The organism is Cellulomonas sp. P4_B5_2 (assembly GCF_056402235.1).
This window is the reverse complement of the sequence record NZ_JBFUHU010000007.1, coordinates 1-12,111: the sequence shown is the minus strand read 5'-3', so window position 1 is coordinate 12,111 and position 12,111 is coordinate 1. Positions and strand designations below refer to the sequence as shown.

Below are 12,111 nucleotides of genomic sequence, written 5' to 3'. Positions count from 1 at the left end.
TCCCGACTCTAGGACACGGGGTCCGGTCCTGGTGCCCGTACCAGCCGCAGAGAGCAGTCGCCGAACGAGACCGTCGACCCCACCCGCAGGCGGACCTGCTGGTCCACGCGGCACACCACCTGCGCGCCGTCCGGCAGGGTCACGACCGTGCCGTTGGTCGATCCGCGGTCGGCCACCCAGACGCCGCCGGGTTCGACGCCGATCTGGAGGTGGGTCTTGGAGACCGAGCGTGCCGGGTCGACGACGCGTACCAGCTGGACGTCGGCGTCGGACGCGGGGTTGCGACCGACCAGCGCCGTCCGCGCGATCAGGACGCGGCGACCGTCGGCGAGCTCGACCTCCGCCACCGTCCGGTCGACCGCGACGGAGTCGACCGGCTGGGCGACGAGGTCGTCTCGCGGTCCAGCCGGACGGGTCATCTCGAGCTCGGGTGCGAGGCCGTAGCTGAGCGCGACCTGACGGACGACGGGGGTCGCGCGCGTGTCCAGGTCGGGTCCGCTGCGCTGCGGGGAGATCGGCGCGAGGACCAGCGCCGCAGGGCGGCCCCCGTCGAGCAGGTCGTCCAGGAGGTCGGTCCCCCGCTGTGCCGCAGACGGCTCCGCGACCGCCCAGCCCGGCACGCTCACCGGACGGCGCTCCTGTCGCACCGGCGCCGGCTCCGCGGGTCGCACCGGCCTCGGCGGGGGCTGCACCAGCGCGCGCGACCGGACGTCGAGCACCTCGTCCCGCGCGGCCAGGTCGTGCCAGCCGCGGCGGCGTCCGGTCCGGTCGAACGACGGCGACACGAGGACGACGAGCATGCCGACGCCGAACGCGAGCAGCCCGGCGGCCACCACCACACCGCGCAGCAGCACGCGGAGCATGCCGATCGGGCGGCGCGACTCGACGTCGAGCGTCCGGATGCCCGTCGCGAACCGTCCGACCGTCCCGCCGGTGCGGCCGTGCAGCGCCCACTGGACCACCACGACGACCAGGACGAGCGACCCGCCGAGGAACGCGAGCCACGCGGTGTCGCGGATGCGTGCGGCAGGGATCAACCAGCCGCCCAGCACGAGCAACAGCCCCGCGTCGAGGATGCCCGCGGACAGGCGGCGGGCCAGGGTGGCGGGCGACAGCTCGTCGACCGCCGGGTACGGGGCGTGCATCAGTGCACCCTGCTCTCTCATGACGTGCCCTTCGGGCGTCGGCTCCGGCGGTCTCTCAGGGAGGCGGTGGACACGCGCGCCCGCATGCGCCGACGCCATCCCACGCTGTGCGTCATCGCCTCGACAGTCTCCTGGACGTCCGACCAGTAGGCGGTCGCGTGCGCGCCGCTGGGCTGCCCGTCGCTGAACACCGCGTGATCGGCCGTCCGCGCGAGCGCGCCCACGCGCGCCGCGACGAGCGCACCGCCCGGAGCGTCCGCGAACGACGCCGCGAGAGTTCGCGCCGACTCGTTGCGCGTGGCCAGGGAGCCGGCGGGCCGGCGCAGGTCACGGGCCGTGTCCAGCACCTCGTCCCAGCCGCCTGCCACGCGGACCACCGGGTCCGGGCTGCGCCGACGCCGTCGCCGGCGGCGGGCCTTGAGCGCGACGACGACCAGCAGCGGCGTGGCCAGGACCAGCAGCGGGATCGCGGCGATCCCCGCGACGCGCACGATCCGCCACAGCAGCGCGTTGCCGTCGTCCTCCGCGTCGGGGTCGTCCGTCTGCGGCTGCTCGGTGTCCTCGTCGGGCGGGGTCACTGCGGCCGGCGGGGGCGGCGGCGGCTGCACCACCTGCGGGTTGGGCTCCGACGGCTTCTCCTGGTCCTCTTCCTGGGGCGTCTGCTCCGGGGGCGGCGTCGGGTCGAACGGCACCCAGCCGTACCCCTGGAACGCGACCTCGGCCCAGGCCTGGACGTCGTCGCCGGTGACCTCGACCGGCCCCTCGGGCGCCCCGTCCTCGGGGATGAACCCCATGACGACCCGTGCCGGCAGACCCATCTCCCGCGCCATGAGCGCCATCGCGGCGGCGTACTGCTCACCGTCGCCCACCATGAGGTCACCGCCGAGCAACGTGGTGATCCGGTCGGCTCCGTGGCCGGACAGCGACTCCGTGCCCGACACGTCGATGCCGTGGCTGAAGTACCCCTGCTCGGAGAGCCACGTGGCCAGCGCGGAGCTGATCTGGACCGGGTTGCCGGCATCGCGCGCCACGTCCGCCGCGGTCGCCGGGACGATGTCCGGCACGCCGGCGAGAGGCGGCTGTGCCACGTCGGACGCGGGTGAGCTGCCGACCTCGGTGTCGTCAGGCTCGCGCGGCACCACCACGTCGACGCCGTACTCGAGACCCTTGCGGAGCCCTCCGGTGAGCACCGCGGCGCCCGTCGCGTCGTTGTACCGCAGCGCGCCCGCGTCGTCGGGGTCGGCGAGGTCGATCGACGTGGCCTGCCCGACGGTGGGGAGCCAGACGCCTCCGAGCGACCCGATCGCGATGTCGACGTGCGCTCGGTCGCCCCGCACGTTCGTCTCGATCTCGGCGCCGACCCGACGGAACTCGCCGGAGGCCTGCGCGGACCCGTCGCCCGCGACGTTCCAGACCACGCCGTCGTAGCGGTCCATCGTGGCCAGCCGGATGCGGGCGTTCTCCGGCAGGCCGGTGACCGTGAACAAGACCTCGTCGGCGTCCTGCTTGACGAACTCGCGGAAGGCCGACAACGGGCTCGGGTAGTCCCGCGGGTCGAACGGCGGCACCAGCTCGTCGCGCACGACGAGCCGCTCGGTCCCCCCGGCCACCAGCGGCGCACCGAGCACACCCGCCCCTACGGCGACCGCCGTCAGCACGCCGGTGGCCACGATGCGTCGAGCACGCAGGAGGTCGGCCCGCCATGACGCCCACGGCAGCAGCACGAGCACGAGGACCAGGCCCGTGACCAGCGGCGCGACCGTCGGGCGGCGCATCCCCAGGACGATCACGGCGATCGTCGCCACGACGGGCACCACGGCCGCGGACGCCGCCGCGGAACCCGTGCGAGCCCGCAGCGTGACCGACACGGCGACCGCCGACCCCACCAGTGCCAGGACGTACATCGCGACCAGGAGCGTGCCGTCGGTCCCGATCGGTGGCTGCAGGGTCAGGACCTGCTTCCACGCCGAGGCGGCGGCGCGTGCCAGGTCGAGCGCCGTCTGCGGGGTCGGCACCACCCCGGCGACCGTCGTGCCGGGAGCGGCGAGCGCGCCACCGGCCAGCACGTACACGACGAGGAGCACGGCGACCACCGTGATCGCCGACCACCCGCGTGCCGCACCCAGCGCCGCCACGCCGGTGCCGAGCACGAGCCCGCCCACGAGCGCGGGCAGGGCGGTGAGGCCGCCGTACACCTCGAGCAGGGGCACCAGGGCGAGCGCCAGGGTGCCGACGAGGCACAGGACATCGACGACCGCACGGCCGACCGGGCGAGGGGTCACGCGGTCACCCGCCGGAGCAGGCGAGGCAGGTCGTCGAGCCGGCCGATCGTCGCGAGGCTGAGCGAGCCCTGCGTCCGCACCGACACCTCGGCACCCCGCTCGCAGCGCACGACCACGGTTCGCGTACCGGTGGGGACGTGCCGGGCGCCGAGCCGCAGGTCGGCGTCGCCGGGAACCGAGCCGGTCACGAGCATCGCGACCGAGGCCTCGGGCGCCTCCCGGACCACGCGGCGTCCCAGCAGGGTCACGCCCGCACCGCCGCTCGCCAGCACGATCCCGGAGCAGTCGTCGAGCAGCAGCGGCGGCGTCTCGACCCGGAGCCTGCCGGGTCCGGCGAGCACGACGAGGTCGCGCTCCTCGCGGATCGTCTGCACGCCGACCGACGCCAGGACGGAGACCGCCAGCTCCAGCTCGTCGTCGTCCGCGTAGTCGCGCGGGTCCGTGGCCAGCGCGAGCGCGGTCGTCGTCCGCCGGGTGTCCTCGAACTGCTTGACCATGAGGCTGCCGCGGCGCGCCGTGGTCCGCCAGTGGATGTAGCGCCGGTCGTCGCCCGCCACGTAGTCGCGCAGGGCGTGGAAGGACAGGTCCGAGTCGGACAGGTCCCGCGTCGACTGGCCCTCGAGGTCGCGCAGCAGCCCGGAGCTCGCCCCCGCCAGCGACACGAGCAGCGGATGGACGAACAGCTCGACCGGCCGCGTCCAGCGCACGCTGCGCCGCACGAGGCCGAACGGGTCGCCGCGGACGGAGCGGACAGGCCCRACGACGATGACCGCGCGCCGGGCCGTCGGGATCGCGAACAGGTCGTCGTGGGTGTGGTCCGGGCCGAGCCCGGGCACGGCGAACTCGGCGACCACCGAGCCCACGGGGAGCTCGACCCGGGACGGGAGGGACGGTCGGCGGGCGATGTTGCGCACCTCGACGCGCCCGAGGGCCCGCTCCCCCACCTTCACGCGTCGGTCGGCCATGTCGAGCGTGATGGCGTAGCGGGCCCGCCCGGCGGTCATCAGGAGGGACACGACGAGCACGGCGGTCAGCGCGGCGCCGACCGTCGCGAGCTCCAGCCACCCGAACCCTCTGCCCAGCACGAGGCCGAGGGCGGCGACGAACGCCACCCCCCACCCGACCGGCGAGACCCGCAGACCCACGGTCAGACCGCCCGCAGCGCCGGGGGTGCCGTGGTCTCGAGGATCCGGGCGAGGATCTCGATGGCCGTGACGCCCGCGAACTCGGCCTCCGTGTCGAGCAGCAGGCGGTGCGCCAGCACGGGCTGGGCGAGGTCCTTCACGTCGTCGGGGATGACGTACTCGCGGCCCGAGGCCGCCGCCCAGACCTTGGCGGTGCGCACGAGCGCGAGGCCGCCGCGCACGCTGGCGCCGATCGCGGTCTGGGAGTCGTCGCGGGTGGCCTCCGTGAGTCGCGCGACGTAGTCGAGCACCACGTCGTCGATGTGCACGGTCTGCGCGAGGTCCGCCATGGTCCCGACGGCCTGCGTGGTGATCCGCGGGGTCAGGTTCGTGGTGCGGTCCTTGGCGCCGGCGAGGATCTCGATCGTGGACGCGCGGTCCGGGTAGCCCAGCGACGTCTTGATGAGGAACCGGTCCAGCTGCGCCTCGGGCAGGCGGTAGGTCCCCGCCTGCTCGATCGGGTTCTGCGTCGCGATCACCATGAACGGCCGGCCGACGGGGTGCGTCACGCCGTCGACCGTGATGTGCCCTTCCTCCATCACCTCGAGGAGCGCCGCCTGCGTCTTGGGCGAGGCGCGGTTGATCTCGTCCGCCAGCACGACCGACGCGAAGATCGGTCCCGGGTGGAACTCGAACCGGTGCGTGCTCTGGTCGTAGATGGTGACGCCCGTGACGTCCGACGGCAGCAGGTCCGGCGTGAACTGGATGCGGTGGTGGCTGCCCTGCACCGTCGCGGCGAGCGCCTTGGCCAGCGAGGTCTTGCCGGTGCCCGGCGCGTCCTCGAGCAGCAGGTGGCCCTCCGCGACCATCGCGGTGAGCGCGAGGCGGACCGTGTGCTCCTTGCCGAGCAGCGCGAGACCGACGTTGGCGACCAGCGCGTCGAACGTCTCGGCGAACCAGATGCTCTGCTCGGGGGTCATCGGGTGGTTCTCCTCAGGTGTCGGGGCTCGTGGCCCGGCGGGAACAGGTGTGTCATGGGGTGGCGCCGACGGTGAACGAGGCCGAGGCCTCGGGCCCGGTGCCGCGGAAGTTGGTCGCGGTGACGACGACGGTCACCACGTCACCCGTGGTCGTCGGGCCGACGCGGTCGAGGCGCTCCTCGTACGGCGATCCGGTCGCCGTCTCGCATCGCGGGGGGCCGCCGTTGATGCTGAAGCACAGCCGGTAGGAGTCGATCCCGATCCCGCCGTCGGTCGGTGCCACCCACGCGGCGACGGCACGCGTCGGGGTCGCCGGGTCGTTCGGGGTGAGGGTCAGACCGGTGACCGCTCCCGGCGCCTGCCCCCAGGCGACGTCCGCGTAGCCCACGCCCTCGGTCCAGCCGATGCCCGTGCTTGCTCTCACCGTCGCCGTCACTCGAGCCCCGCGGAACGGCAGGTCCCAGCCGGAGACGTCGACGACCTGCGTCCGTCCGCTGAACGAACCCGACCTGCTGTCACCCCGGTCGCTGGTCAGCACCCACGTGTACGTCACCGCACCACCGCCGCCGTCGGGGACGTCGCTCCGGGTGATCGTGATCTCGGTGGGCCGCCCGCCCGTCGCGTTGTCGGTCACGTCGACCGCGACGTCCGGCCGGCCGGGAGCGGTCGTGGCGCGCGCGGACGCGGCCGCGCTCCAGCCGCTGGAGCCCGCGCCGTTCACCGTGCGCACCTGGTACGTGTAGTTGGCCCCACCGGTGAGGTTCTCGAACGTGTACGAGGTCCGGTTGCCCACGTCGAGCTCTCCCCCGTCGGGGAGCCGGATGACGTAGGCCTGGATGGGCGTGCCGTTGTCGTCGGCGCCGGACCAGCGCAGATCGATCCGGCCTGCGCCGACGACCGGGGTGGCCGTCACGGACGTGGGAGCGGTGGGTAGCCCGAAGGTCGCCGCCGTGGTGGTCCCCGCCTCGCCCCAGCCCGCCTTGTTCCTCGCCCGCACCGAGACGCGGTACGGGTACTTGGTCTGGGCCTGCTCGAACGTCATCTGCTGGGTTCCGGCCGCCTGCGGGAACGTGCCGCCGTTCGGCCCGTCCACGACGACCTCGTACTGCGCCACCGCGTCGCCGTTGTCCGACGGCGCCGTCCACGCGATCGCGATCACCCGGCCGAGCGTCGAGTCCGTCGGGGTCGCGGTCACCTCGGGTGCGTCCGGCGCGCGGGCGGGGACCATCGGCTGCGACGACGCCGACCACGCGCTCGGCTCCGGCGCGCGGTTGTGGGCGCGCACGCGGACCGAGTAGGCGGTCCCGTTCCGCAGGCCGCTGAACGTGTAGCTCGTGCTCGCGGAGGTGACCGACGCAGGACCCGCGGGCGGTGCGGGCGAGATCTCCAGCGTGTAGCTGCTCACGGGCGAGCCGGCGGACGCGGGCGCGGTCCAGGCCGCCCGGACGGAGCCGTCGCCGAACTCGAGCGTCGGCGCGCCGGGTGCGTCCGGGACGGCGTCGGGTCGGGCGCTGGCCGACGGCGGGCTGGGGTCCGACCAGTCGACGGCGTTCTGCGCCGCCACGGTGAACGTGTACTCGACGTCGTTGGTGAGGTTGTCGATCGTGCACGTGGTGCTCGCGCACTGCCGGACGATGTTCCCCGGGCTCGCCACGACGCGGTACCCGGTGATCGGGGCGCCGCGGTTGTCGGGCGCGTCCCACGAGAGGACGACCGTGCGGTCCCGCACCTCACCGACCCGCGGTGCCGTCGGGGTGGCCGGCTTCCCGCGGACGATGACGACGATGCGACCCTCGACCTCCCGGTCCGGGTCCCCCGTCACGTCCCGGACCCGGTACCGCGTGACCATCTGGCCGATGAAGCCCTCGGCCGGTCGCACGCTGACGGTGCTCGACGACGAGCCGGCCGTGCCGGCACCCGGCGTCTCGACGGACGCGCCGACGACCGTCATGGGCGAGTCCGGGAACGGGTTGAACGCCCCCGCGAGCACGTCGACCGTGCTCTGGCGGCCCTCGACGCCGTCCTCGATGGTGTGCGTCAGGAGCCGGACGGTGGGCCGGGTGCTCGCGATGACCCGGACGTCGATCGTGGCGTCGAACGACCCGGTCCGGCCGTACCCGATGCGTACCGGCAGCCGCTCCGTCGTGCCCTTCTGCGTGGTCTCGTCGGCCGCGATGCTGAGGATGCCGTTGGTGATGCCGCCGGTGAAGCCGACCGGGACCGCGGACGTGAGCGTGTAGGAGTACCGGCCGTCGGTGGGGCTCGCACCCTCGGGCCCGGTGGTGAACGCGCGCAGGTCGACGGCGACCGCTGCCTCCCCGGGCGCGACGTCGATGACCGACGGCGCGAACGTCGGCGGGTGGTCGTCGACCGCGTAGACGGTGATCTGCAGGGTGATGACCGAGGTCCGCGCGGAGGTGTCCCCGGGGCCCGACGAGTCGGTCACGGGCACCGTGATCGACGCAGGTCCCGCGTAGCCGGGTGCCGACCGGAACTGCAGCGTCGTGCTGTCCTTCACGGGGTTGGACTGGTCCGACCGGACGGCCGTCACGCCGAGCGGGTCGGCGATGGACGCCTCGCGACCGGGGGCGACCTGGACCTGCTCGCCCAGCGGGATCTCCAGCAGCTCCCCCGACGCGACCCGGAGCTCGGGCGCCTTGGGCCGAGGCGTGGGCGGGAAGAAGCCGAGGGCCGGGACCGTGATGAACGCGTACGAGGAGGCCGTGCCGGCCGGCGCCGTGGTGTTGGTGAGCAGGTACGGGATCGTCTGGGCGTGGTCGACGAGGGTCACGACGACGTTGCCGCGCTCGGTCACCCGGGCCACGTCGGACTGCGATCCGGGGACGGACACCGCCAGGTCGCTCAACGGGCCGCTCGGGTTCTGGGCGACCGCGAGGACGTCGACCGAGACCTCCGTGCGCCCGAGGGTGTCCAGCGCGGGGACGACGACGTCGCGGGCGATCGGCGGCAGCACCGGGGCGTCGTCCGCGACGGTCACGGTGAGCACCGCCGTGTCCCGCCCGCCGCGCTCGTTGGTGGCCGTGTACGCGATCTGCAGGACCGTCGGGGCGTCGGGCGCCTGGACGACGATCCGGCGACCCTGGACCTCGGCGCCGGTGTCGGCGGGCTCCAGGTCACGTTCGAGCGACAGCTCGCCGCCGCTCGAGTCCACGTCGTTGGCCAGCACCCGCACCTCGACGCGCTGGCCCGGCCTGACGGTCACCGCGTCGTCGCGTGCCACGACGGGCGCGGCCCCGGTGGGACGCGGGCTGATGCCGACGCGGACGGTCGCCACCGCGCGCTGGCCCACCCAGTCCTCGACCGCGTACGTGAACTCGTCGGTGCCGAGCTCGTCGGACAGGGCCGTGTACTCGAGCCAGTCCGGCCCGACCGCGGTGACCGTCCCCCGGACGGGCGCCTGGGCCGTGCCGAGGAGCGTCACGCCGTCCCCGTCGGGATCGATGCCGACCAGCGGGACGGGGATGCGGACCGTGTCGCCCTGGAACACGCGCGCGACCAGGTCGAGCGGTCGCGGCGGGGCCTTCGTGCTCGCGTCCGACTCGTGCACCCGGACCGTGACGGTCGCGGCGGTGACGTTGCCGGTCGCGTCCTGCACCGCGAACGTCGCGTGCGCCGTGAGCGGGGTCGCCGGTGCCTGGTACCGCAGCACGTCGCCCGACACGAAGAGCAGGCCTTCGCCCTCACCGAGAGGCTCCGCGAGATCGGCCAGCAGGGTGAGACGGTCGCCGTCCGGGTCGGAGGCCTTCTCGAGCACGGGGATCGTCACGACGCCACCGGTACGCACGCTCACCTCGACGTTCGGCACGACGGGCGGCTGCGAGACCGTCGACGGCGGGATCGGGTGCACCACGATCTCGCCCGTCGCCGTGTCCTGTCCGTTCGACACCGTGTAGCGCAGCGCCACCGGGCGGTCGAGGGTGCGGTCGGAGCGGATCTGGACCAGGTGGTGCTCCAGGATCGCGACGCTGAGGCCCGACCCGTCGGGCACCTCGACCGACTGGAGCACGAGCACCTTGCCGGCGGGGTCGCTGTCGTTCTCCAACGGGTCGATCGTGACCTCGCCGCCCGCGGGCAGGAAGGCCTGGTCCCGCACCGCCACCGGCGGCTCGGGGGTCTCCGGCCACGCGCGGACGTCGATCCGCGCCAGCCCGGTGGCCTGCTGCGGCGGCGCCGAGACGAGGAACTGCACGTAGTAGCTGCCCGGCCGGGCTGCGCTGAACGTGAACGTCCCGCCCTGCAGGTCGCTGGTGATCGTGGCGCCGACGGCGTCGTCGACGCCCGCCAGCCGCGCCGGCTCGGCCGACGAGCTGCGCACGGCGTCGAGCGGGTGGAGGGTCACGGGCTGGTCCACGTAGGTGACCGCGTGCACGGGGTCGATCTGCGGCGGCAGCGAGCCCGCAGGGCGCACGTCGACGTCGAGGGTGCCTTCCGTCGTCGTCGTGCCGTCCGACACCAGGAGCGTCACCGTCGTCCGGCCCAGCTGCGTGCCGTCGGCCTTGTACGTCACCGAGCCGTCCTGCCGGAAGCGCACCGATCCCGAGGTCGGGTCGGACGTCGCCCCGACCAGCAGCAGGTCGTCGCCGTCGGGGTCAGAGAAGTCGGCGAGCGCCTGGTGGTCCGCCTGCCCGCCCTGCTCGACCTGGAGCGCACCGGTGCGCAGCTGGACGGGTGCGGAGTCCGTGGCGGCGTCGTGGACCGTGAGCAGGACGGTCGCGGTCGACGGCGCGTTGGTGCCCTGTCCGTCGGTGATCGTGTAGGTCAGCTGCGCGGATCCCGTGGCGCCGGCGGCGACGGCCACCTGCAGGGCGCGACCGCCGTGGATCGCCTCGATGCGGCCGAACTCCGCGGGCAGCGGGTCGAACTCGGAGACCGCGAGGATGCCGCAGTCGGAGGACGAGTCGTTGTCGATGACCGGCAGGATCGTCGTCCGACCGGCCCGCACCCCGAACTCGTCGTCCGCGGCCGTCGGCGGCGCCGACTCCGTGGAGCACTCCGTGACCAGGTCCTGGGTGATGTCGGAGGTCTCGGTCTCCTCCTGGGCCTCGTCGGGCTGCTCCTCGGGCTCGATCTGCGTCCAGTCCGGAACCCGCAGGTCGGTGTCCTTCAGCGGCATCCAGAGTCGCCCGCGCAGCGTGTCGTTGAGCACGACGACCTGGCGGTTCACCCGGAACGCGAGGACGTCCGCGCTCGACATGTCCTCGAGGTTGCTGACCTCTGCCTCGTCGCCGTCGCACAGCTGCACGTACGAGCCGACGGGCGACGCCCAGGCGCCGTGGGCGCACCTGCCCACCTGCACCGGAGCAGCGGGCAGCCCCGACCCGTCGGTCGCGTGGGTGACCGTGTCGCCGCCGCCGAGCGGGACCTCGAGCAGCGCCGTGCGGCTGGCCACGAGCGCGCGGGACGACTGCGGCCCGGCCAGCTGGAGGGTCAGGTCGTCGCCGTCGAGCTCGGTCGAGCCCTGCAGCGTGCGGACGATGGAGCCGGACAGGACGACGGGCTCGTCGCCGACCGCGGTGAGATCGTCCACGGGGCCGGCGCCGACCTCACCCAGCGCCGTGACGCGCGGGGCACCGTCGACGAGGTCGATCCGGCTCACGGCACCGTCCTCGGGGGCCACCGCGAGCACCGCGCCGCTGCGCGCGACCACGACGGCTCCGCCCTCGCCGAGCTCGACGTCCGGGGTGTCCGTGGCGATCCGGAGCGACTCCAGCTCCGTGATCGGTCGCACGAAGACATTGCCGTCGCCGTCGACCACGGCGACGACTCCCGCCGCCATCGACACGTCCGCCCCCGGCACGGCGACCTGCGTGGTGAGCGTGACGGACGCGGGGTCGACGACCGCGAGCGAGCCAGACTCGAAGAGCAGCACGTCGCCGGCGTCCTGCAGCACGTCGAACGTGCTCCCCGACGCGGCCAGACCGCCGTTGAGCTCCTCGACCTGTGCGTTGTAGCGGCCCAGCTGCAGCTTGCTCGTCGCGGTGAGCCAGACGCCGCCGTCGTTGAGCTCCAGCCGGGCCAGCGGGAAGCCCTGGTCGAGCAGCGCGAGCACGAGGACGAGCACGGGGACGGTGACCACGGCCGCCGCCGTCGTCGCCCGCCCACGCAGCGATCCCCACGTCACGGCGCGCACCCCTGGGCGGGATCGACGGAGACCCGTCGGTCCGCGCGCACGATCGCGACCTCGACGCAGACCTGCCCCACCGCCTGGTCCGCAGGGACCGTCGCCATGGCGGCGTCGACCAGCGCGGGCTCGGGCTCGCCCGTCGCCTGCAGCACGCCCCACAGGTACTGGTCGCCGTCCTGCGGGTCGGGGTTCTCCCAGGTGAACACCACCGAGCCGTCCGCCTGGCGCGTGCCCTGCAGCCCGGCGGGAGCCGGGACGGCGTCCGTGATCCGCGTCGGGTCCGTGCTCTGGGAGAAGTCCGACGTCGCCGACGGGCCGTCGTCGGGAGCGCCACGCAGCGCCACGGCACCGATCGCGACCACCGCCGCCAGCACCACGACACCGGAGGCGATGCCCGCCACCAGGCGCGCACGCCCGCGCTGCTCGGTCTCGACC

5 protein-coding genes and 1 pseudogene are annotated in these 12,111 nt (G+C 74.2%); all 6 read right to left on the bottom strand.

Annotation, left to right across the window (positions count from 1 at the left end; translation table 11 throughout):
* Positions 1–8: 8 nt before the first annotated feature.
* Positions 9–1,145 (bottom strand): RDD family protein, encoded by a 1,137-nt coding sequence (locus AC1DUQ_RS00980; protein ID WP_477062432.1) that lies wholly within the window; start codon positions 1,143–1,145, stop codon positions 9–11.
* Positions 1,146–1,162: 17 nt separating this feature from the next.
* Positions 1,163–3,427, bottom strand: coding sequence for a transglutaminase TgpA family protein (locus AC1DUQ_RS00975; protein WP_477062431.1), 2,265 nt, complete (start codon positions 3,425–3,427; stop codon positions 1,163–1,165).
* Positions 3,424–4,572 (bottom strand): DUF58 domain-containing protein, encoded by a 1,149-nt coding sequence (locus tag AC1DUQ_RS00970; RefSeq protein ID WP_477062430.1) that lies wholly within the window; start codon positions 4,570–4,572, stop codon positions 3,424–3,426. Before AC1DUQ_RS00970 ends, AC1DUQ_RS00975 begins: the two co-directional genes overlap by 4 nt.
* A 2-nt stretch (positions 4,573–4,574) precedes the next feature.
* Entirely contained in the window at positions 4,575–5,531 is a 957-nt protein-coding gene (locus AC1DUQ_RS00965; RefSeq protein ID WP_421741104.1) for an AAA family ATPase, read from the bottom strand.
* A gap of 52 nt (positions 5,532–5,583) precedes the next feature.
* Entirely contained in the window at positions 5,584–11,673 is a 6,090-nt protein-coding gene (locus AC1DUQ_RS00960) for an Ig-like domain-containing protein (protein ID WP_477062429.1), read from the bottom strand.
* Positions 11,670–12,111 (bottom strand): annotated as a pseudogene (locus AC1DUQ_RS00955) (serine/threonine-protein kinase); the annotation flags it as partial. The gene AC1DUQ_RS00960 and the pseudogene AC1DUQ_RS00955, both read right to left, overlap by 4 nt.

Bases quoted from the DNA above. Each gene is read 5' to 3' on its own strand.
- AC1DUQ_RS00980 (WP_477062432.1), bottom strand. From the start codon at position 1,145: ATGCACGCCCCGTACCCGGCGGTCGACGAGCTGTCGCCCGCCACCCTG.
- AC1DUQ_RS00965 (WP_421741104.1), bottom strand. From the start codon at position 5,531: ATGACCCCCGAGCAGAGCATCTGGTTCGCCGAGACGTTCGACGCGCTG.